This is a genomic window from Bifidobacterium sp. KRGSERBCFTRI, from assembly GCF_025908335.1.
Genome location: NZ_CP109653.1, coordinates 175,134 through 197,192 on the forward strand (window position 1 = coordinate 175,134; position 22,059 = coordinate 197,192).

The window sequence follows — 22,059 nt, forward strand, 5'->3', positions numbered from 1 at the left end:
GGCGTGTAGAGTTGAGCGTACCAGCTTCAACACACACCCAGGAGGGCACTATGACTGACGAAACCAAGAACGAAACCGAGAACAAGACCAACTCCGCCATGCCGGACTTCGGCGAAGGCCTGCGCAAGGTGTTCCTTGCGGGCGTGGGCGCCATTGCAGCTACTGCCGAGAAGGGTCAGGAGCTCGTGAACGACCTCGTCAAGCGCGGTGAGCTCACCGTGGAGCAGGGCAAGAAGCTCAACTCCGAACTCGCCCACAAGGCCGGCGAGAAGTCCGACTCGCTCAAAGAGAAGCTCGCAGACGCCTCCAACACCGTTCGCAATGCGGCCGCAGGTCTGAGCGACCAGGCCGAGCAGACGATTAAGAAGGCCACCGAGAAGAAGTCCGACGAGCAGTGATTCTGTGATTCCCCTACGCGTGCGCCGTCTGGATTCAGGCGGCGCACGCGTGTATGTTCACCCGTATGCGCCGGCGACGCCGGCCTCCCGACTGGGTAGGATTCTTATATGAGCGACAAGAACAGCGACAAGTCCAAGCGAGAAACCGAGGCGCATGAGCTCAGGCGTGACGTGCGACGCGAGGAGGCCGGGCAGCGCAGGCAGCAGCGCAAGGACGCCTGCGAGGCACGCCATCTCGAACACGAGGAGAAGCGCGAGACCTCCGAGCTCATTGACCTGAGCAACCGTTTGGAGAACCAGGAGGCACACAGCGACGGCCCGGCTTTCGACAATCCGACCGACGACGCATTGCGGGCGACGGTGGAGACCGCCGAATCCGAGAAGATCCTGCATCTTGGCGATGAAGTGGACGAGCAAGGCGCCACCATCGAACACAATCTGCAGCGCGAGGAAGCCGAGCAGTCCGGCGGTGAGGCGAGCGAAACCGCGGCACAGCCGGAAACGCCAGCGCCGCAATCTGCGCAGTCCGAACGCCCGGCGGACGCGCACACCCACGACATCCCGGCGAGCATCGCGCGCAGGCAGCAGCCGCAGGTCGAGGAGACGATCGGTCTGTTCGGCATGCATAAGCGCAATTTCTCGAGCGAATACCACCTGACGCGCATGAGCAAGGCGAAACGCCTCAAGCAGATCGGCAAGATCGCGCTCGAATACGACGCGCTGCACGGCCTCACGCCGGTCAAGATGCGCCTCATGTTCGAAGCGCTCGGGCCCACCTTCGTGAAGGTCGGTCAGATTCTGTCGATGCGGTCGGAGATTCTGCCCGAGTCGTTCTGCGCCGAGCTTTCCAAACTGCGCGCGGACGCCGACCCGATGCCGTACGCGATTGTGCTCGGAACACTGGAGAACGAATACCAGCGGCCCATCGACGAGATCTTCGAGCACATCGACACTACGCCGCTCGGTTCCGCATCGCTCGCGCAGGTGCACCGTGCGACACTGAAAACCGGCGAGGACGTGGCCGTGAAGGTGCAGCGGCCGGGCGTGCGCGAAACAATGGCGCAGGACGTCTCGATCATGCGCTCGCTCGCCAAGGGCGCCACGAAAATCATGCACAGCTCGCAGGTGGTCGACTTCCGCGGCGTGGTGGAGGAGCTGTGGGAGACCTTCGACGAGGAGACGAACTTCCTCAACGAGGCGCGTAATCTGGCCGAATTCAAACGGTTCTGCTCGCACTATGCGTACATGGACTGCCCGACGCCGTTCACTGACCTGTGCACCGAGCACGTGCTCGTCATGCAATACATCGACGGCATACCGATCTCGCATACGCGCGAGCTGATCGACGACGGCTACTCGCTCAACGAGATCGGCACCAAGCTCGTCGACAACTACGCCGCGCAGATTCTCGACGCCGGCTTCTTCCACGCCGACCCCCACCCCGGCAACATCGAGATTCGCGGCGGCAAGATTATTCTGCTCGACCTCGGCATGACCGGCAGACTCGACGCGCGCACCCGCGTGGCGCTCAAACAGATGCTGTTCGCCGTGGCCAAGCAGAACTCAGCGGATCTCGCCGACGCGCTGCTCCGCTTCGCCGGCACCGATGTGGAGCGGGCGGACTACCCGTCGCTGCTCGGCGATCTCGACGGCATTGTGGAGGAGTTCGGCACCGTGGACCTCGCCGACCTCGATCTGGCGGCGTTCATCACCTCGCTCACGCAGATGGCGCGCCGGCACGGCATAGAGATCCCCAGCTCGGTGACCACGGTGGGGCGCGCGCTCGTGACGTTGGAGGGTCTGCTCGACGAGTTCATTCCGAACGTCAACATGATCGAGATCATCTCCCAGCACATCGAATCGTCGAAAACGCCGGTGGAGATGGTGAAATCCGAGGTGAAGAGACTCGGCATAGAGAGCGAGCAGGCGCTGCACAGCGGGCTTAAGGGCATCGTGGACGCGCAGACCGCCCTGCACATGCTCACGCGCGGCGAACTCAAGATGAATCTCGAGCTCGTGGGCTCCGAGGAGCCGCTCAGCCAGATGAGCGACATGGTGAACCGTCTCACGATGGCGCTCATTGTGGTCGGCCTGTTCATTGGCTCCTCGATCGTGTATTTCGCCGGCATGAAGCCGATCATCTTCGGCATACCGGTGGTCGGGTTCCTCGGGTACGTGGCGGCGTTCGTGCTGTCGGTCTGGATCGTGATCGACATTCTAATCAAACGGCACGCGGCGAAACACAAGGCGCGCAAGTAGCAGCACAGAGGGTGGCGCGCGCTGCATAGCTGAGCGCGTAGGCTGCGCGCGTGCGCGGATTCGGGTAATCTCGTGCATAGTGACGTGCTTTCGAGTTTAGGGAGGGCAATATGGCCAATGCATTGAAGAAAGCGCTGATTGGCGGCGCAGTGGCCGCGGGATTGGGCGTGTGGGCGGTGGCCCCGCGCACTTTCAACAACAAACGGAAGAACTTCGTGCCCACGCTGCCGGATGTGCTGTATGCGCACCGCGGTCTGCACGACGCCGGATCCGGTCTCTCGCAACAGCATGCCGGCGAAAGCGGCGAGTACATCGCGCTCGCGCGTCGCATGGCATTGCGCGCCGGGTACGGCTCCATCGACGAGCCCGGCCCGCTGGCACCTGAGAACTCACTGGCCGCGTTTGCAGCGGCGGCCGAGGCGGGGTATGGCATCGAACTCGACGTGCAGCTGACGCTCGACAACAAAGCGGTCGTATGCCATGACCCCGATCTGCTGCGTGTGGCGGGAGATCCGCGAAATATTCGCGACCTCACCTACGACGAGCTTGTGCGCATCCCGCTGTTCCCCACGGCGGCTCCCGGTGCCGAGGTCTCCCCGCTGCTGCCCGGCGCCACCGAGAATCCGCCGCTTGTGACCACGCCGTCGCAGGCGCCGGCCGGGTATTACCAGCATGTGCCGCTGCTCGAGGATGTGCTGCGCGTGGTGGACGGCCGCGTGCCGATCATCGTCGAATTCAAATTCGAGAACTACCGTACGTGGGACGACCGCGACGAGGAGCTCATGCAGACCGCGGCCGCCCTGCTCGACGCCTATCAGGGACTGTATGTGGTGGAGTCGTTCAACCCGGCCGCCATGAACTGGTACAAGCGCGAGCACCCCGATGTATGCCGCGGCCAGCTCGCCGAAGACACGGAGTTCACGAAGAACCCGGTGCTGTGGATGGCCGGCAAGCTCATGTTCAACGAGATCTCCCGCCCGGATTTTGTGGCCTACGATTTCCGGAACGGCAACGGCGCCATGTTGCGCTTCGTGCGCAGAATGGGCGCGATGGCCGTGGCGTGGACCGTGCGCACCTCCGACGAGCTCGCGGGCGCGCAGCCGTACTTCGACCGCTTCATTTTCGAGGCGTTCGTGCCGAAGCAGTGAGTCTGAGCGTTTTCTGACCTGTACTCCTCAACAAAAAACCGTACCCTCGAACATGAGTAGATCTGTTCGGGGGTACAGTTTGTCGATATGCTAGTTCAGTCGATGACGCCGTAGAGGCGGTCGCCGGCGTCGCCCAGGCCGGGGACGATGTAGCTCTTGCCATTGAGGCCTTCGTCGACGCCGCACACGACCACGCGGAAGTTGATGTCTTCGCGAATGTTCTCTTCGACGAACTTGATGCCCTCCGGAGCGGCGATGATGCAGATCGCCGTGACATCCTTGGCACCTTTGTCCATCAGGTAGTGCGTCGCGGTGACGAGCGTGCCGCCGGTCGCGAGCATCGGGTCGATGAGGAAGCACTGGCGGCCGGAGAGATCGTCCGGCAGACGGTTCGCATAGGTGATCTGCTGGGTCGGGTGCTCCTCGTCGCGCTTCATTCCCAGGAAGCCGACCTCGGCGCTCGGCATCATGCGCGTCATGCCGTCGAGCATGCCCAGACCGGCGCGCAGCACCGGCACGATGATCGGGCGCGGCTTGGCGATCTGCTTGCCGACCATGGGCGCGACCGGGGTTTCGATCGGCTTGTCTACGACCTCGAGATTGCGGGTTGCTTCGTAGGCCTCCAGCGAGACGAGCTCGGAGACGAGTTCGCGGAACGTGGAGGAGGGGGTGTTCTTGTCGCGGAGCACCGTGAGCTTGTGCTCGATGAGCGGGTGATTGAGTACATGCAATTCCATAGTTACTAGAGTAAGCCTTGTTTGTGTTCGCGGGTGACAAAACACGAAATTCAGTGCCGAATTATGCGTTCAGATTGCGCACGCTGTTGAGAAAACGCCGGACCGCAAAAGCGCCTGTCGGCGCAAAGGCCGCTCGCAGCGGCAAAAAACGGAGCCCGGGGCTATGTACGGCCCGGCGCAACACTCAAGCTTACACCCTCCGCCAAGGTGTGTCGGCCTGCAGCGCGCCGAACGATGAATCTGCGATCTCATATGGCAAATATGCGCGAGAGTGCACGGGTTTGTCGTGCGGGCAATCTGCAGATATGACAAACCTGTGCATGAGCGCATATGTTCGTCATGTTGCGGGCCTGCCAATGCGACGAATGCGTGCAGATTCGCACTGGTTTGTCACGCGGGAAGTGCGCGCCGCGCAAACCGGCCGGTTACTCGAGCTTGCCTTGACGCCACAGGGCCGCGCCGTGCTTGAAATCCTTGCTCGTGATGTTCAGATTCGCCGCGGTATGCAGCAGTTGCGCGGCCTGCGTGCGCCACCGTTTGCTCTGCTCGGCGGCGGAACCTACAGGATTCAGATTCGCCTGCTGCGTGAGCTCGCGCGCCTCGACGCGCAACCCGAGTGCGACGATGCCAACGAACACCGATGCGCGCGTCAACGCGACCGCGAAATCCCCGCGGAACGCGCCGGTGAGAATCGAGTCCGCAGTGCGCGCGATGTCATCTTCGGTGGGGGCGGAGTCCACGCCGGCGATCGCGGAGGCGGAGGTGGCAATCGGCTCGCCCAGGCGCCATAGCCGGGCGATTGTATCGCGCTGCTTGCGCATCCACGACCGCAGCAGATACAAGCGCCACAGCACGCCGGGCAGCGAGTCCGGCTCCGCTTTGCTCCACAGTTCGGCGATCACGTCGACCCCCTCGCGGTCCACCAGCGTGAGCACGCGCTCCACAATGGCAGGGTCGTCGGTCTTGTGCACCTTGCTCAGCAGGGCCCAGGCGGTCGTGTGGGCGACTTCGCGCAGGCGCTCGGGATCGACGTCGCTGGCCAGTCCCTCGGCAATCGCCTGATCGAGCTGGCCGGGGCGCGCGGGGCGGGGCGAGCCCGTGTGCGTGAATGCGGAGCGGCTCGCGATAATCGAGCCGGAGCCGGAATGCATGGAATTAGTAGACAATAGGCGTCACTTTCTGTATGTCGATGATGCGCGGGCCGTCTTCGGTCTGCACGAGGAACAGCGCGAACGCGTTCGCCGTGGCCATGTACGGCGATTTCGCGACGAGTCTCTTGGCCAGCGATTTGGTTGCGCACAATGGGCGCAGATGTTCAAACATACCACCGATCACCGGCCTGTGCATGCAGATCGCCATCGTGTTGCCGGTCTCGAGCACGCGTTTGATCTGCTCGGCGAAGCAATGCCAGGCCGCCTGCGGGTCGCGCTCGAACGCCTCCTCGGTGAGCGGCGGCAGTGCGCGGCGCTCGCGTTTCGTTTGCCAGGAGAGCATCTCTATGGTCTGTTCACAGCGGGTCCACGGCGAAGTGGCGAGCTCGACCGGATTATAGCAGGCGAGTTCGCGGTCGAGCGCATACGCGGCGGCGGCGCCCTCCGGGGTGATCGGGCGGTGCGGCTCGGTGCCGTCCCACTGTTTGCGCGGCTCCGCCTTGGCATGGCGCACGAGCAGCAATGGCGTCGCCTTGAGCGCATCCTCCTCGATGCGGTCCACGAACAGCGCGAGCATATCGCGGTCGGTGGAATGCGTGAGCCTCTTGCGCGCCTTGTCGAGCGAGAGCCACGCAATCTCGCTCACCTCACCCAGATCGACCGCGTGAATGGGGCCGAAGGCCTCGCGGCGGTGCCAGTTGTCGTCGTCGCTGATTTGCGTGGCCATCCAGTACAGCACATGCTTGGTCGCGTCCTTGCCGTCTCCGCGGCCCGTGTGACGCGTTTTCTTGCCCTCGGAGGAGAGCGGGTACTCCACTTCGCCCAGGAACGGGCCGAGCGCGACGGGGAAGCCGGTTTCCTCGCCGATTTCGCGCACCGCCGCGTGCCGGTGCGATTCGTTGATTTCCAGTTTGCCTTTCGGCCAGCTCCAGTCATCGTATTTCGGGCGGTGCACGAGGCACACCTCCACGTCGTTCGCGCTCAACGGAGCCATCATTGAGCCGATGCTGCGCACAATGCGGTACACGATGCCGCCCGCAGCCTCCACAGTTCGTTTCTCACTCATGGTTTCAGACTACGCCATTCGCTGCGAAAAAAGATTCCTCTGCGTAACAAGGGACATTGTCGCGCTCGCAATGTCCCTTGTTACGCAGAGGAATCTATTTACACAGATTGGCGGCAGGTCAGTTCGTGGCCTTCTTGCGCATGTGCTTCTTGATCAGGTACTCCTGGCAATCGAGCAGCGGCTTGCCTTCGGCGTCCTTCGAATGGCGCACGTAGGTGCCGTCGGGCTGCATATGCCAGCTGGACGTCGTGTCGGCCATCTGCAGGTCCACGTAGTCGATGAGCTCCTGCACCTGCTCGGGCGCGGTGATGCGCACGAGCGCCTCGACTCGACGATCGAGATTGCGGTGCATGAGGTCGGCGGAACCGATCCACACCTCCGGTCCGGAAACCGGGCCCTCGCCAATCTGCGGACCGTCGGAATTCGCGAACGCGTAGATGCGGCTGTGTTCGAGGAAGCGGCCGAGAATCGAGCGCACGCGAATGTTATCGGAAAGCCCGGGTACGCCTGGCTTGAGTGAACAGATGCCGCGTTCGACGATGTCGATCTTCACACCGGCCTGGCTGGCGCGGTAGAGGGCGTCGATCGTCTTCTCATCCACGATCGAGTTCACCTTGATCTTGATCCACGCTTCCTTGCCGGCGCGCGCGGCCTCCTCCTCACGGCGAATGCGCTGGATCAGACCGGAGCGCACGGTGCGCGGCGCGACGAGCAGACGGTGGAAACTCGACTTCGGCGCGTAACCGGACAGCTGGTTGAACAGCTTCGTCATATCCTGCCCCACCACCGGGTCGCAGGTGAGCAGGCCGAGATCGGTGTACTGGCGCGCGGTCTTCGGATTGTAGTTGCCGGTGCCCACATGGCAGTAGCGGGTGAGCCCGTCCGCCTCCTGGCGCACGACGAGCGAGAGCTTGCAGTGCGTCTTCAATCCGACAATGCCGTAGACGACGTGCACGCCGGCACGTTCGAGCTTGCGCGCCCATGCGATGTTTGCATCCTCGTCGAAGCGCGCCTTGAGCTCGACGAGCGCGAGCACCTGCTTGCCGGCCTGTGCGGCGTCGATGAGCGCGTCGATGATCGGCGAGTTGCTCGATGTGCGGTAGAGCGTCTGCTTGATGGCGAGTACCTTCGGGTCGGCGGCCGCCTGCGCGAGGAACGCCTGCACCGACGTCGAGAACGAGTCATACGGGTGGTGCAGCAGAATGTCGCGCTCGCGAATCGCGGCGAAGATGTCTTGCGCACGGCTCGACTCGACCTCGGCGATCTGCCGGTTCGTGGTCGGCACGAAGGGCGGGAATTTCAGGTCGGGGCGGTCAATGCCGCCGAGTTCGAAGAGCACGGTAGCGTCGAGCGGCGCCGGCAGACGGTACACCTCGTCCGGCGTCACGCCCATCTGGTCGGCGAGCAGCTGGGAGAGGAACGGCGAGGTCTCATCGGAGATCTCCAGGCGGATCGGCGGCCCGAAACGGCGGCGCAGCAGTTCCTTCTCAATCGCGTTGAGCAGATTCTCGGCGTCGTCTTCCTCCACCTCGATGTCTTCGTTTCGGGTGACGCGGAACGAACGCGCCTCCTTGATGATCATGCCCGGGAACAGCGTCTCCAAATGCGCGATGATCAGGTTCTCCATCGTGATGAAGCCGTAGCGGACGTCCTCCGCCTCGTCTTCGGTCATGTCGTCGACGGGGACGAGTCTGTCGAGATTGTCGGGAATCTTCACTCGTGCGAAGTGGGACTTGCCGGAGGTCGGGTTCTCCACGAGCACGGCCAGATTGATCGAACCGCCCGAAATATAGGGGAAGGGGTGCGCCGGGTCCACCGCGAGCGGCGTGAGCACCGGGAAGACCTGCTGGCGGAAGTAGCGGGAGAGGCGCTCCTGCTCGGCGATCGTGAGCTTGTCCCAGCCGAGCAGCTGGATGTTCTGCTTGGCGAGTTCGGGCAGGATCGTGTCGACGACGTAATGCGCATGCTCGTCCTGCAAGCGGTGCGCCTGCTCGGAGATCGCGCGCATCTGCTGGCGTGGGCTCAGTCCGCTCGCGCTCGTCACGGCGATGCCGGTGTCGATGCGGCGCTTGAGACCGGCGACGCGGACCATGAAGAACTCGTCGAGATTGCTGGCGAAGATCGCCGCGAAGCTCGCGCGTTCGATGATCGGGATCGTCTCGTCCTGCGCAAGTTCGAGCACGCGTTTGTTGAATTTGAGCCAGCTGAGCTCGCGGTCGAAGAAGCGGTCGGGTGGCAGCGGGAGCTCGCCCTCCATGTTCTCCCGCTTGTCGCTTTTGTCCGTTTCAGCGATGTGTTCGGCAATCTGGCTGCGCAAAATCGCCTTCGATGGTGCGTTGAAAATCTGTGACATGGTTCTACTTTAGAACGAGCGGGCTGAAAAATCACTGAGTTCACGAAAGAATTCGGAATATGTCCACGGATGGGCCCGTTTCGCGGTGCCGATCCGCGCTGCCGTTTCCGTGCGGCGGGCGTTGAGCTCTGCGCGGGAGATGGTTTGGATGATTGCGGCCATGCGGATTGCCCGACGCACAACAAAACACCATGGTACATTCGCGGACTTCGTATGTTCGTGAAAATGTGAGATTTTCGGCGAACAGTGAGCGACACGCCGAAGTATTGCCGCTGTATTTGAGTGATTGAACATCTAGGCGGCTGAAGTGAACAGAATGTGCGATTTTCTCTGTGAGGTTCCTTGTTGAAATGAACACGGAAAGATAAAAAGAGCACATGTGGTCAGATTGTGACGCTTAGGCGATTCCGACTTGCGTAATCCTAAATTCCGAGCATAATTGCAAGTACAAGGACAACCGAAGAGCAGACCCACAAAAGTAGATGATCAGCAAGATTATTACGTTGGGCGGGCAATGGAAAGACTTACCGTTACAACGATGAGGTTGTGCAGAGATTCTGCCTCGTTGGACTTGGGAAAGAGACCCACCTCGTGTGGGTCTCTTTTTTATTTCATGAAAAAACGCCTTTGTTTTGGAATAGTTCTTGGCAAGAAGTCTGCGGCGGTGTATGTGACTCAGCGGCGGCCGCGTTATCCACATGCCCGGCGACCCGCGATGTGGATAACGCGTTCTCCGACCACAATGCCTCGTAGAGATTGAACCGGTTGCGGAACCCACGTTCAATGCAACTATGACTATGCAGATCAGTGTAGGGGCGCCGCATACCGAGCGCCATGGGTGGTCGTTCCATCGGCCACAGGTAATGAACGGGGCATGCGCGCGTGATGTGCGCATGCGTGACGCGCGCGCCCGCAGGCCGTGGCAGGCGGAGTCTGCACGCAGGGTGCCCGCATACCAGCCAGTGCACGCGATGGCGGAACCTGCGTGCTCTCCGCAGCTGTCGCCGCCCGCGCGCCGAACCCATGCGGGGGCGCAGCACGCGCGCATGCCGGTGTGTGCGACGCAGGCGCCGTGCGAGAACGTGATCACGCTGTCCGGCGCGAGCGGCGGTGCAGGAACGACCACACTGGCGGCCATGCTGACCCGCGAATTGGCGAAGCGAGAGAACGAGTGCGCAATCGTGGACGCCGACGTGCGCGCGGGCGGCGGCGGTCTGGACGTGCTGCTCGGGATTGAACATGAGTCCGGGTCGCGGTGGCATGACATTCATGCGCCGCTCGGCGAGCTCGATGGCGAGGCATTGCGTCGCAGATTGCCACACTGGGACGGCGTGGGCGTGCTCGCATACAACTGCTGGGTGCAGGAGGAGCCGGCGTGGTTCGAGATGCAGGCGGCACTGCAGTCGCTGGCACAGGTGAGCGATGCCGTGGTGGTCGATGCCGGGCATGGATTGGAGATTGAGCATGTGCCCGCATTGGTTGAGGCCTCGCACATTGTGGTGGCGGAGCTCACCGTGCTGGGATTGGCGCGTGCCAAGGCACATATCGAATGGCTGCGTCGCAATGGCGAGCGCAATATGGCGCGTGCGCAGGAGCCGCCGCGGCCGGGGGAGGAGTGGAAGCCGATTGTGGGCGTGCCGGGGCGTGTGATCGGCGTGCTGTGCGTGGAGCCGCCTGCGGTTGCGAAGGGCCGCGGGGCGGTGTCGTTGGAGGAGGCGCGCAAATACTTGCAGATGGAGCATATGGAGTGCGAGCTGATGGGCCCGGTCCGCTCCGATGCCAGACTCTGTGGCGACATTCTGGAGGGCTTGGGAATTCGGCGCGTGCATCGGCGCAATGCGCGCGTGCTCGGCGATGTGGCCGAGATGGTGGAGCGTGCGTGCGGCATAGGAGGCAGATGATGTGGCAGATTGTAGGGCCGAATGGGGTGACGAACACAACCGGCGGCGTGGCGGTTCCGCTTCCCGAGGCGCCGGTGCCTCCGGATACGGCACCTCGGCATGCCGGTGTGGGCGCTACTGTGCAGACCGCTGCGCAGACCACTGTGCACCCCGCTGTGCGTGCCGTGACGGCCGTGGATGCCACTCGCCCGGTGAATTTCGGCCCGCTGAAACGGCTGGCTGCGGATCCGCGCGTCACCGACATCCTGGTGACCTGCGACGGTGCCGTGTGGGTGGAGCGCGGGCTTGGCATAGAGCTCGAGCACCCGTCCATTCCGCTGGATTCGCCTGCCGTGGTGCGTCGTCTGGCCGTGCAGCTGTGTGCGCAATTGGGTGAGCGGCTCGACGACGCCCGCCCTATAGCCGATGCGAGCGGTGCTGACGGCACCCGCGTGCATGCGGTGATCGCGCCGGTGGTGCCGTATGGCGCGTCGATTTCGATTCGTCTGCCCTCCCGCATGAGCGCGACCATGGATGCATTGCAGCAGGCTGGTTGCTGGCCTGCGCAATGGCGTCCGATACTGGATCGCCTGGTGCTGGCCCGCGCCAACATTCTCATCACCGGCAGCACCGGCTCGGGCAAGACGACGTTGCTCAAGGCGCTGTTGCTCAATTGCCGCGCATCCGAACGCATTGTGCTCGTCGAGGAGGTTCGCGAGCTGCAGGGGCTCGGCAATCTCAACACGGTTTCACTCTGCGCGCGAGCCAAGAACGTGGAGGGTGCCGGCGAGGTGACGATGGGCGATCTGGTGCGTTCCACGCTGCGTATGTACCCGACCCGCGTGGTGGTGGGCGAATGCCGCGGCGAGGAGGTGATCGACCTGATGCGCGTGCTCAACTCCGGCCATTGCGGCGGCATGAGCACACTGCATGCCAGCGGGGTGAGCCGTGTGCCCGGGCGTCTGATCTCGCTGGGGCTGCTCGCGCATGTTGAGCCGAATACCATGGCGGGTCTGGCCGACGGGGCCTTCGACGTGGTGCTTCACATGGAAAGGCGCCCCGGCAAACGGTACTTGGCGCAGATCGGCATGCTGTGCATGGTGGAGGGCAGGCTCGTCGGCCGCACGGTGTGCTCGTGGGATGGCCGTGGCGAGCCTGTCGCCGGCGAGGCATGGCGGCCATTCGCCGAACGTTGGGGCACCAAGCGGGTGCCGGAACGAAGGTGAGACGAATGGCATTCGTGGCTGCGCTCGCGGCGGCGCTGAGTGTGCTGTTGATGATATGGGCCGCCCCTGCGGCGGTCTCATGGCGCCTGCAGACGGTGGAATCGGGCGTGGCTGACCATGCGTGTGAGCCGGCATGCGGCATCAGCGTCATGCTCTCGTCGATCATCGCATCGCTGCAGGCCGGTGCCGCGCTGGAGCCCGCGCTCGAACGCGCATTTGACTCGGTGTTCCCGGAGCGCCGGTGCGGAGGTGCTCGTGCGCGCCACATGCGCGACCCCACTACGTCCGGCGACGGGCATGCCGTCGGTGTGTATGCCGTATGCGATGGCGAGGGCAACGTGGATGTGACCCAGATGGCGCGCTTGTTCGCAGCATGCAGACTGCCCCATGAGCGCGCCTCGCACTGCGCGCAGGTGGCCTGTGGGGTCGCCGTGGCCAGCGCGGTGAGCCTGGAACTGGGGTGCCCGGCCGCACGCTGCCTCGAGGCGGTGCGCGCAGGCTATCTGCGTGCCCGGCTGCAAGACGATTTGCGCGCGAATGCCTTCGCGATGCCCAAATCCACGGCGCGCATGCTGCTCGCGCTGCCGGCGGTGGTGGTGTTCCTGGGAGAGCTGCTCGGCGCGGATCCGTTGGGCATGCTGTTCGGCTCGGCACAGGGGCGCGCCATGCTGTGCCTGGGCACGATTTGTTATGTGGGCGGACTGCTGTGGATGCAGCGCCTGCTTGCCGCGGACGGGTAGTCCTGTGGCTGGATTCTGGGCGTGGTGTGCCGCGATCTGCGCGGCGCTCGCCTCTTACTTGCACATGGTTGGGAACGAGCGGATTGCTGCACGTCGGTTGCGCGAACTTGACGGACTGGCGCGCTCGCAGATTGCGCTGGCGGGGCGCGGCAATGCCTTGCAGCGGCGATTGCTCGAGGTATGCCCGGGCTGGGAGCCGTCTCCTACGTTGCTGTTGCAACTGCTTGAGGCGGCGATTGCTCAGGGCGTCGCGATTCCCCGGGCATTGGAATGCATTGGCGCATGCTGCGGCGGCGCATGCGCGCAGGTGCTGGGGCATGTCTCCGCCGCACTGCTGCGCGGTGTGTGCTGGGATGAGGCGTGGGCCGTGTTGGAACATGATGGTTCCTCCCCGGCTTCCTCGGCATTGGGATTGGCATGCCGCACATTGCGTGCCGCCTGGGAGGATGGCGTCTCGCCGCTGCCGCAGATTCATGCGGCCATTGAGCAGATGGACGGCAGCGAACGCGCGCGGATCGAGCAACGGGCGTCGCGATTGTCGGTGCGGTTGCTGCTGCCTATGGGACTGTGCCTGCTGCCGGCGTTCCTGCTCATCGCGGTGGTGCCGACGATCATGTCGTTCATGCGTATGTGAGGCGGGTGCGCGGAGGTTATCCACATTGCCGGCGACCCGCAATGTGGATAACGGTGGAGTTATCCACATGCGTCCGTCCGGCTTTACACCGAATATTGGCGGCCGCATAGTGGAATCATCTGGGAGACCAGATGGGAAACACAACATACAGGCCAACGAAACAGGCAAGGAGAGATATGGAACACAATGAGGTGATCCTGTTCGAACACAGGAGGCATGGCGTGGGTGAGCGCATCAATGCGGCTTCGGACCGGCTGCTGCGGGCGCAGGTCGGTTTGGAGGCGAGATGGCGGGCGCTCATGTCCCAGCCGGAGGAAGGCGCGGCAACCGCCGAATACGCGGTGGTGCTCGTTGCGGCGACCGGATTCGCCGCGGTGCTGGTGGCGCTCATGAAATCCGACACGGTGAAGACGCTGCTCACGAACATCGTGAAGAAAGCGTTGAACGTGTGAGGCCATGGGCGGCCATGCATTCGGGCAGGCGTTGCGTCGCCTGCAGTGCGATGACGAGGGGGCGGCCACCGCGGAATTCGCGGTGGTGCTCCCGGTCATCGTGATGCTGGCGGCCTTGATGCTCTATTTGGGCCGGGCATCCGTCGTGTCGGTCGGGTGCCAGGACGCGGCGGCCAACGCCGCGCGGGCGTTGATGGTGCAGGGGAGCGGTTCGGGCTCGCAGGCCATGGCTCAGGCGGCTGCTGGCGATGGCGCTCGCATAGAGGTGCGTCCCGCCGGAATCGGGTTCGAGGTGATCGCCCACTGCGCGGTGGTGGCCGACCCCTGGGGCATCGTGCCGAGAATGGTGACGGGGCGTGCACATGGCATATGGCAGGAGAGGCTATGAAGGAGGTGGCCAAATGGGTCTGCGAGGGAGTGCGCCCAGGCGAGGGATGAGCGCTGCGGCGAGGCGTGTGCCGACGCGATCCGCGCCATGCATTCCGCATGGTCTGCGGGCGCAGGATGCCGGCAATGCGTCGCCGAGTGCGGTCGGCATCGTGCTCGTGGTGGCCGTGCTGCTGTGCACCATCGCGGCCGGGGCCAGGATTGCCATGGCCCGGGCGCAGGCGCGCACCGCAGCCGATATGTCGGCATTGGCCGCCGCCGACGCCTATTGGAACGAGGCTGCCGCCGACCCTTGCGGCATCGGCTCTGCCGTGGCGCGCAACAATGCGGGAGCCGTGGAATCATGCGAGGTGATCGACATGGATGTGGCCATGGAGGTCAGCACCGCAACAGGCGTGCCGTTCGTGGAGCGGGTGAGCGCACGCGCGCGTGCCGGACCACGGCGATGCGATGAGGTCGACGCAACACGCGGCGCATCGCAACCGTGATGCCGGGGCATCATTGCCGAGTGGATTTTGATGCCCCTCACGCGCTAGGTTATATAGCACATCGGTATGCGGCACGAGACAGCCATGCACTGCTCCGGCAGGCATGCCGGCCACTCGGGCATACGCATTGCAAACAGACGGGATAGACATGGCATTGGCGTTGTATCGCAGGTATAGGCCCGACACCTTCGAAGGGGTGATCGGGCAGGACCAGGTTACCGTGCCCCTCATGCACGCCTTGGATGAGAACAAGCTCACCCACGCATACCTGTTCTCCGGGCCGCGAGGATGCGGCAAAACGAGTTCCGCGCGCATTCTGGCACGGTGCATCAACTGTGTGAAGGGCCCCACCTCGCACCCGTGCGGCGAATGCGACAGCTGCAGGGATCTGGCGACCGGCGGACCCGGGTCGATCGACGTGGTGGAGATTGACGCGGCGAGCCACAACAGCGTGGACGACGCCCGTGAACTGCGGGAGAGGGCTGGGTTCGCCCCGGTGCGAGACCGCTACAAGATCTTCATTCTCGACGAAGCGCACATGGTGACCCCGCAGGGCTTCAACGCGCTCCTCAAGATCGTGGAGGAGCCGCCGGAGCACCTCATGTTCATCTTCGCCACCACCGAGCCGGACAAGGTGATCGGCACCATCCGCTCACGCACTCACCACTACCCGTTCCGTCTGGTGCCTCCCGAGATCATGACCCCGTATTTGGAGCATGTATGCGAGCAGGAGCACATCGAGACCGAGCCCGGTGTGCTCAGGCTCGTCACGCGTGCGGGCGGCGGGTCGGTGCGAGACACGCTTTCGGTGCTCGACCAGCTCATGGGCGGCTGTGTGGACAACGACATCACCTACGACTCCACCGTGGCGTTGCTCGGTTTCACGCCGGACGCACTGCTCGGCGAGGCGATCGACGCGATCATCGAGCAGAATGGCGCCAAGCTGTACGGCATCATTCAGAAGGTGATCGTGGCCGGGTTCGACGCCCGCAGATTCGTCGAGGACCTGCTTGTGCGCACCCGCGACCTGCTCGTGCTCACACTCGGCGGCGATGAGGCCGAGCATGTGCTCAGCGATGACGCCGAGGCGGAAGACATGAGCGACCTCCACCGGCAGGCCGATGCGCTGGGGCTGCAACAGCTCACCGCCATGGCCGAGATCATGGACGACACGTTGGGGCACATGGCCGGAGCCGCCTCGCCGCGTATGCGGCTGGAGCTGCTCGCCGCCAAGCTGCTGGCCGGCAGGGCCTCGGGCTTCGCCGCGGAGGCTCCGGCACTCGCCGGTGCGGGCGCGCGCGGTTCATCTGCTGCCCCTTCGGCGACGCAGGGCTCTGCCCGCGGCGGGTTCGTCGACGCACAACGACCCTCCGGTTTCAACGATGGCGCCACGGCACCACAGTCCGGGCATGACACCCCCACCCAGGCCGCCGCTCCCACTGCCACACCGCAAGCCATCCAGGCCGCCACCACGGAGCATGATGCCGGTTCGCAGCCGCAGGCAGCCTCGAACGTCCCCTCGATCCCGGAGGACATTCAGCGCAACGGCACCGTGGATGAGCGCTGGGACGCCATTGTGGCGGCGTTGCCGCTGGACGTGCGCGCCTACATCAACCGCGAGCGCGTGCCACGCGTGATGCTCGCCATGGACAGGAAATCCGGCAGGCAACGCTTGTGGATCAAGTTCGAGACCCCGCTCGACAAGTACGCCTTCGCACTGGCGGTGAGCAAGGAACCGATCGGGGGCACCACCAGCGTCGTCTCGATAGTGCGCACGCAGGTGCACAACGTGTTCGGCCCCGACGTCGCCTTGGCGCCCACTGAGAAGATGGCCAATGGTGAATCCGCCCCTCCGCTGAGCAAGCTTCCGCCTGAGGAGGCACAACGGATCAAGGCGAAGCTGCTGCAGCAGTCGTTGCAGGGCATCGTTGCACACCCGCGCGAGTCATCCGATTCCGCCCAGCAGGCCACCACGTCGGATTCCTCCAACGATGCGGAGGCGCATCAAGCCGCCGGCACAACCCCGACGCCCACTGAGTCGTTTCAGCAAGCCAATGGCAATGGTCCGCAGACGTTGCCGGACGATGACCCCTGGGCCCAACCGGTGAAGCCCGTGGGCCTGCGCCCTCAGGCATTGGACCCCGAGGAGCAGGCCCACGAGGAGCCGAACCGGCAGCAGCCAGCGCCGGAGCACCAGCACAAGCATGTGGCGGTGCCCGACGTCTCCGATGGCATAGACCCGTGGAGCATGCCGGTCGACGAGCATCCGCACATCGACTTCGGCAAGGTGCAGTCCATCGAACAGCAGCACGAGAGGCTAACACCTGCGCCCGTCCATGGCGACGACCCATGGAGCGCCATGCCGAACGGGCCTCAGGGCTTCGGCACAGCGTCCCCTGTGACGGGCGGTCAGGCCATGAGTGTCGAGGATGCCTACGGCATGTCACCCCAGGGCATGCACGCGGCGGATGCAGGATCCACGGGTGTGGCGGGTGGTGAATCCCAGCCGTCCGCACCGCAGGTCGATGCCGATGACGACGTGTATTCGATGGACGACGCGCATGTGCAGACGCACGACGTGATGGACCTCAAGGCCGTCGAGGAATTTTTCGACGTGACCAAGGTTGAGCACTTTGCGGCCGACGATGCGAACAACCCGCTCAACGTCAAGCCGCGTCGAATGGAACACGGCGACTCGTGACGCCGCGTGGCATACGCTTGAGGAGGGTACATGGCATTGGCATACGACGGCGCCATCCAGCGGCTCATCGACTCGTTTGCGAGTCTGCCGGGCATAGGGCCCAAAGGAGCGCAACGCATCGCCTTCTATCTGCTGCAGGCGCCGGATGCGGAGTCGCAGCGCCTCGTCGACGCAATCAACGAGGTGAAGGAGAAAGTACGGTTCTGCGAAGTCTGCGGGAATGTGTGCGAAAGCAGCCCGTGCACAATCTGCTCGGATCCGCGTCGTGATCACGGCACGATCTGCGTGGTGGAGGAGCCGAAGGACGTCATGAGCATCGAACGCACGCGCGAATACCGCGGGCTCTACCAGGTGCTGGGCGGCGCCATCAACCCGATGGCCAACGTCGGCCCGAGCGACCTCAACATCGCGCAGCTGCTCAACAGACTCCACGACGGCGAGGTCAAGGAGATCATCGTGGCGCTCAATCCGAACATCGAGGGGGAGGCAACCACCACCTACCTGAGCCGCCTGCTCGCGCCGCTCGACATCAAGGTGACGCGTCTGGCGAGCGGTCTGCCGGTGGGCGGCGACCTCGAGTACGCCGACGAAATCACGTTGTCTCGCGCGCTCGAAGGGCGTCGTGAGGTGTGAGCGGGCGTGCGAGTTTCGCATCGTGAGCCGAGAATGAGACACCTACAGGTGCATTCATACAATAATCGTGCTTCATGCGTACACTTGAGAACAAATCGGCAATCTCACAGAGGGAATATCGTGGCTCTTATCGTACAGAAATACGGTGGCTCGTCGGTGGCCGACGCCGACTCGATCAAACGAGTGGCACGCCGCATCATCGAGACGAAGAACGCCGGCAATGACGTCGCCGTCGTGGTCTCGGCGATGGGAGACACCACCGACGACCTGATCGATCAGGCCATGAGCATCGACTCGAACCCGCCTGCCCGTGAAATGGACATGCTCATGACCGCAGGCGAACGCATCTCGATGAGCCTGCTCGCCATGGCGATTCACGCCGCCGGTTCGCACGCCTACTCGTTCACCGGTTCGCAGGCCGGTTTCATGACCGACGCCCAGTTCGGCGCCGCCCATATTCGCGCCGTGAACCCCGACCGCGTGCGTCGCGCGCTGAACAAGGGCAGTGTCGCGATCGTGGCCGGATTCCAAGGCCAAAGCGAACGCGGCGACGCCACCACGCTCGGCCGCGGCGGTTCCGACACCTCCGCCGTCGCCCTGGCCGTCGCGCTCGGCGCCGACGTGTGCGAGATCTACACCGACGTCGATGGCGTGTTCACTGCCGACCCGCGCATCGTGCCCACCGCGCGCCGCATCCCGGCAATCGGCTACGACGAGATCCTCGAAATGTCGTCGTGCGGCTCCAAGGTGCTCGCACTGCGATGCGTGGAATATGCGCAGCGGTTCAAGATGCCGTTGCATGTGCGCAGCTCGTTCTCGCACCGCCCGGGCACGCTCGTGCTGCCCGACGGCGTGGACCCGAACAGCCTGCCGAACGTGCGGTAATACGGAATCTGCAAGCAGATTATTCAATACAATACGAGTTTTTATATAAAAATCGGAGTATGGAGACAGACAATGAGCGACAATACCGATCAGTCTTTGGGTGACCTCTTCCCAGACCTTGGTCAGGAAACGCCGATTATTTCGGGCGTGGCGCACGACAACAGCGAATCCCTCGTCACCGTGCGCGGCGTGACCGACGAACCGGGCATGGCCGGTAGGGTGTTCACACGCCTCGCCGAGCTCGGTGTGAACGTCGACATGATCGTTCAGGCGGGCGCCTCCACCGGCACCGCCGACATCTCCTTCACCATCCCCGGCTCCGACGCCGCCCGAGTGGAGACGGCGCTCACCGCCGCGCAAGACACGTTGGGCTACAAGTCGTTCGACGTCAATCCGAACGTGGGCAAGGTGGCCGTCGTGGGCGTCGGCATGAAAACGCATTCCGGTCTCGCTGCCCGCTTCTTCCAGGCACTGAGCGAGGAGGGCATCAACGTGCTCATGATCTCCACCTCCGAGATCCGCATCGCCGCCCTCGTGCCGCTCTCGCAGCTCAACGACGCCGTGCGCGCCCTGCATAGCGCGTACGGTCTGGACGCCGACAAGGTTGAGGCCGTTGTCTATGGCGGCACCGGCCGCTGAGCGGAATCTGCAAACTCACAACAAGGTATTCGGCGGCAGCCGGAAAAGGAGCCGAAATGGTACAGATCAACGATCGTGGCGTCAATGTGGCAGTATTGGGCGCAACCGGCCAGGTGGGCATGGTGATGCGCCGCGTGCTCGACGAGCGCGACTTCCCGGTGAAAGACCTGCGATTCCTCGCCTCCGCGCATTCCGCGGGCAAGGTGCTCAACTGGCGTGGGCACGACATCACGGTGGAGGATGTCGCGACCGCCGACCTGAGCGGCATCGACATCGCGATCTTCTCGGCGGGCGGCGGCACCTCCAAGGTGTGGGCGCCGAAGTTCGCCGAAGCGGGCGCCTACGTGATCGACAACTCCTCGCAGTGGCGCATGCACGACGACGTGCCGCTGGTCGTGGCTGAGGTGAATCCGGACGATCTCGACGAGATCCCGACCGGCATTGTGGCCAACCCGAACTGCACGACCATGGCCATCATGCCGGTGCTCAAGCCGCTCGCCGACAAGTTCGGCCTGAAGCGCCTCATCGTGAGCTCCTACCAGGCGGTGTCGGGCGCGGGCCGCGCGGGTGTGGAGCAGCTGATGAACGAAGCCAAGGCAGCCGTTGACCAGGGCGCCGACAAGCTCGTGTTCGGCGGCGACGCCATCGACTTCCCGGAACCCACCAAGGTGGCGCGCACCATCGCGTTCAACGAGGTGCCGTTCATCGGCGACATTGTGGATGACGGCTCCCAGGAGACCGACGAGGAGCAGAAACTGCGCAACGAAAGCCGTAAGATCCTGCATCTGCCCGATCTCAAGGCATCCTGCACCTGCGTGCGTGTGGGCGTGTTCACCGCACACGGCATGAGCGTCAACGCCGAGTTCGAAAACCCGGTGAGCGTCGAGGAAGCCAAGGAGGTGCTCGCGAGCGCCCCCGCCGTGGAACTCACCGACATCCCCACCGCGCAGCTCGCCGCCGGCAAGACGCCGAGCTTCGTCGGCCGCATCCGCGTGGACCAGGCCGTCGACGACAATAAGGGCCTCGCGTTCTTCGTCACCAACGACAATCTGCGCAAGGGAGCCGCGCTCAACGCCGTCGAGCTCGCCGAGATCGTCGCGCGCAAGCATTTCGCAGACCAGCTCTGAGACATCCCGTAACAGTTTCAGCACCCCGAGAAACAATGACATCCCGTAACGGTCGGTCATACCGGACTGGCCCTTACGGGATGTCATTGTTCGTTCTTACGGGATGTCATTGTTCTTACGGGCTAGGGTTTTGCTTACGGGCTAGGCTTCGCACATGGATGTGGCTAAGCTGGGAAGCATGTCAATGGCATCGATCGAAGCGAACAAACAGCTGGAACGACTCGTGGCGCTCGGCTACCCGGACGTGGCCGACATGAGCGAAGACGCCTTCCGCGCACTGGCACGCCCGCTCATCCGCGCACTTGAGCGCAGCGATCTGGGCGCCGATATACTGCTCGTGCCCACACGCGAACTCGTCACTCCGGAATCGCTGATCGCGCGCACCAGCATAGATCGCATGGCCGGCTTCACCACCATGCCGCCGCGCGACATAGTCAGCTTCCTGCCCACCGACGGATTCGAACCGCCGGAAGGCCCGTTCTATCTGGTCATCGAACCGCACACCGGCACCTGTTATACGAACCGCGAGCCCGACGTGGCGCGCAAGCTCATCGAATCCGACGAACGTCTGCCGCTCACGCTTGAAGAGGGTCTCGCCATCGCCACGCAGCATCCGGAATGGCTGCTTGAGAAGAACGGATTCAATCTGCTGGGCTCGCGCAGTGCCGACGGGCGCGTGCCGAGCATCTGGATGAGCCAGAGCGCCCCTCGACTCGGCGCCGTCTGGCCGAACTCGCGCCACACCTGGCTCGGCAATGCATACTGCATCGCGCGCCGCGGTGTGAGTCTCATCGAAGGGCGCGGCTGAGCGCGGCGTATTTTGAGGAAGTCTCCGTGCGTTGCGTTGCGGAGAGATCCAGGGATGGCATATTTTACGGAGACTTCCGTGCGCCGTGCTGTTTTTGGTAGCTTCTGCGGTCAGATTCTCGGATGCTTCCGTATACGATGCCATTTTCAGATGCCTTTGTGGCATGTTTTACGGAAGCTTCCGTGAGATATGCCGGAGAGGGGCCCCGGAATGGCATAGTTTTCGGAAGTCTCCGTACGTTGTGCCGTGGCAGTGTGGTTTGGTGGTCTGTCTTTCGGAAGCCTCCGTGAGATGTGCCGCGGAGAAGTCTGCAAACGGCAGATTCCACGGAACCTTCCGTAAACCGT

21 protein-coding genes are annotated in these 22,059 nt (G+C 63.7%); 16 read left to right on the forward strand and 5 right to left on the reverse strand.

What is annotated here, in order from left to right; genetic code table 11:
* The first annotated feature begins 50 nt into the window (after window positions 1-50).
* The 3 genes from OGI63_RS00740 to OGI63_RS00750 all read left to right on the forward strand — a co-directional run bounded on the left by OGI63_RS00740 (window position 51) and on the right by OGI63_RS00750 (window position 3,805).
* Window positions 51-398, forward strand: coding sequence for a phasin family protein (locus OGI63_RS00740; protein WP_004218502.1), 348 nt, complete (start codon window positions 51-53; stop codon window positions 396-398).
* A gap of 108 nt (window positions 399-506) precedes the next feature.
* Complete coding sequence (locus OGI63_RS00745; RefSeq protein ID WP_004218503.1) at window positions 507-2,657, forward strand: ABC1 kinase family protein; 2,151 nt, start codon at window positions 507-509, stop codon at window positions 2,655-2,657.
* 110 nt (window positions 2,658-2,767) lie between these two features.
* Complete coding sequence (locus OGI63_RS00750) at window positions 2,768-3,805, forward strand: glycerophosphodiester phosphodiesterase family protein (protein WP_004218504.1); 1,038 nt, start codon at window positions 2,768-2,770, stop codon at window positions 3,803-3,805.
* A 95-nt stretch (window positions 3,806-3,900) separates the two neighbouring features.
* Here OGI63_RS00750 and upp read toward each other — a convergent pair whose 3' ends face one another.
* The 5 genes from upp to OGI63_RS00775 all read right to left on the reverse strand — a co-directional run bounded on the left by upp (window position 3,901) and on the right by OGI63_RS00775 (window position 9,274).
* A complete protein-coding gene (gene upp / locus OGI63_RS00755) occupies window positions 3,901-4,542 on the reverse strand; it encodes a uracil phosphoribosyltransferase (protein ID WP_004218505.1) in 642 nt (213 codons plus the stop codon).
* Window positions 4,543-4,967: 425 nt separating this feature from the next.
* Complete coding sequence (locus OGI63_RS00760; RefSeq protein ID WP_004218506.1) at window positions 4,968-5,693, reverse strand: hypothetical protein; 726 nt, start codon at window positions 5,691-5,693, stop codon at window positions 4,968-4,970.
* A 4-nt stretch (window positions 5,694-5,697) separates the two neighbouring features.
* The gene (locus OGI63_RS00765; protein ID WP_012619661.1) at window positions 5,698-6,759 is read right to left on the reverse strand and encodes an NUDIX hydrolase; all 1,062 of its coding nucleotides are present in this window, start codon (window positions 6,757-6,759) and stop codon (window positions 5,698-5,700) included.
* A gap of 118 nt (window positions 6,760-6,877) precedes the next feature.
* Window positions 6,878-9,112, reverse strand: coding sequence for an RNA degradosome polyphosphate kinase (locus tag OGI63_RS00770; RefSeq protein WP_004218510.1), 2,235 nt, complete (start codon window positions 9,110-9,112; stop codon window positions 6,878-6,880).
* Between the two features lie 9 nt (window positions 9,113-9,121).
* Complete coding sequence (locus OGI63_RS00775; RefSeq protein ID WP_226790203.1) at window positions 9,122-9,274, reverse strand: hypothetical protein; 153 nt, start codon at window positions 9,272-9,274, stop codon at window positions 9,122-9,124.
* A 629-nt stretch (window positions 9,275-9,903) separates the two neighbouring features.
* On the opposite strand from OGI63_RS00775, the gene OGI63_RS00780 reads away from it, so the two are divergent.
* The 13 genes from OGI63_RS00780 to OGI63_RS00840 all read left to right on the forward strand — a co-directional run bounded on the left by OGI63_RS00780 (window position 9,904) and on the right by OGI63_RS00840 (window position 21,712).
* Entirely contained in the window at window positions 9,904-11,013 is a 1,110-nt protein-coding gene (locus tag OGI63_RS00780) for a septum formation initiator (RefSeq protein WP_225842329.1), read from the forward strand.
* Window positions 11,010-12,218, forward strand: coding sequence for a CpaF family protein (locus OGI63_RS00785; RefSeq protein ID WP_004268985.1), 1,209 nt, complete (start codon window positions 11,010-11,012; stop codon window positions 12,216-12,218). The genes OGI63_RS00780 and OGI63_RS00785 overlap by 4 nt, the downstream gene beginning before the upstream one ends.
* A 5-nt stretch (window positions 12,219-12,223) precedes the next feature.
* A complete protein-coding gene (locus OGI63_RS00790) occupies window positions 12,224-12,958 on the forward strand; it encodes a type II secretion system F family protein (protein WP_004218513.1) in 735 nt (244 codons plus the stop codon).
* Between the two features lie 64 nt (window positions 12,959-13,022).
* The gene (locus OGI63_RS00795) at window positions 13,023-13,592 is read left to right on the forward strand and encodes a type II secretion system F family protein (protein ID WP_225842328.1); all 570 of its coding nucleotides are present in this window, start codon (window positions 13,023-13,025) and stop codon (window positions 13,590-13,592) included.
* A 176-nt stretch (window positions 13,593-13,768) separates the two neighbouring features.
* Window positions 13,769-14,044 (forward strand): DUF4244 domain-containing protein, encoded by a 276-nt coding sequence (locus tag OGI63_RS00800; RefSeq protein WP_004218515.1) that lies wholly within the window; start codon window positions 13,769-13,771, stop codon window positions 14,042-14,044.
* A 4-nt stretch (window positions 14,045-14,048) separates the two neighbouring features.
* Window positions 14,049-14,432 carry a TadE/TadG family type IV pilus assembly protein gene (locus tag OGI63_RS00805; protein ID WP_004218516.1) on the forward strand — a complete coding sequence of 128 codons (384 nt, stop codon included), beginning with the start codon at window positions 14,049-14,051 and terminating at the stop codon, window positions 14,430-14,432.
* A 46-nt stretch (window positions 14,433-14,478) separates the two neighbouring features.
* A complete protein-coding gene (locus OGI63_RS00810; RefSeq protein WP_004218517.1) occupies window positions 14,479-14,919 on the forward strand; it encodes an Rv3654c family TadE-like protein in 441 nt (146 codons plus the stop codon).
* 148 nt (window positions 14,920-15,067) lie between these two features.
* A complete protein-coding gene (gene dnaX / locus OGI63_RS00815; RefSeq protein ID WP_004218518.1) occupies window positions 15,068-17,620 on the forward strand; it encodes a DNA polymerase III subunit gamma/tau in 2,553 nt (850 codons plus the stop codon).
* Window positions 17,621-17,650: 30 nt separating this feature from the next.
* Window positions 17,651-18,253 (forward strand): recombination mediator RecR, encoded by a 603-nt coding sequence (gene recR, locus OGI63_RS00820; protein WP_004218519.1) that lies wholly within the window; start codon window positions 17,651-17,653, stop codon window positions 18,251-18,253.
* A 120-nt stretch (window positions 18,254-18,373) separates the two neighbouring features.
* Window positions 18,374-19,138, forward strand: coding sequence for an aspartate kinase (locus OGI63_RS00825; protein ID WP_004218520.1), 765 nt, complete (start codon window positions 18,374-18,376; stop codon window positions 19,136-19,138).
* Between the two features lie 72 nt (window positions 19,139-19,210).
* Window positions 19,211-19,777 (forward strand): ACT domain-containing protein, encoded by a 567-nt coding sequence (locus OGI63_RS00830; RefSeq protein WP_004218521.1) that lies wholly within the window; start codon window positions 19,211-19,213, stop codon window positions 19,775-19,777.
* Window positions 19,778-19,833: 56 nt separating this feature from the next.
* Window positions 19,834-20,904 carry an aspartate-semialdehyde dehydrogenase gene (locus tag OGI63_RS00835; protein WP_004218522.1) on the forward strand — a complete coding sequence of 357 codons (1,071 nt, stop codon included), beginning with the start codon at window positions 19,834-19,836 and terminating at the stop codon, window positions 20,902-20,904.
* Window positions 20,905-21,082: 178 nt separating this feature from the next.
* Complete coding sequence (locus OGI63_RS00840) at window positions 21,083-21,712, forward strand: DUF5701 family protein (RefSeq protein ID WP_004268986.1); 630 nt, start codon at window positions 21,083-21,085, stop codon at window positions 21,710-21,712.
* Window positions 21,713-22,059: the final 347 nt, after the last annotated feature.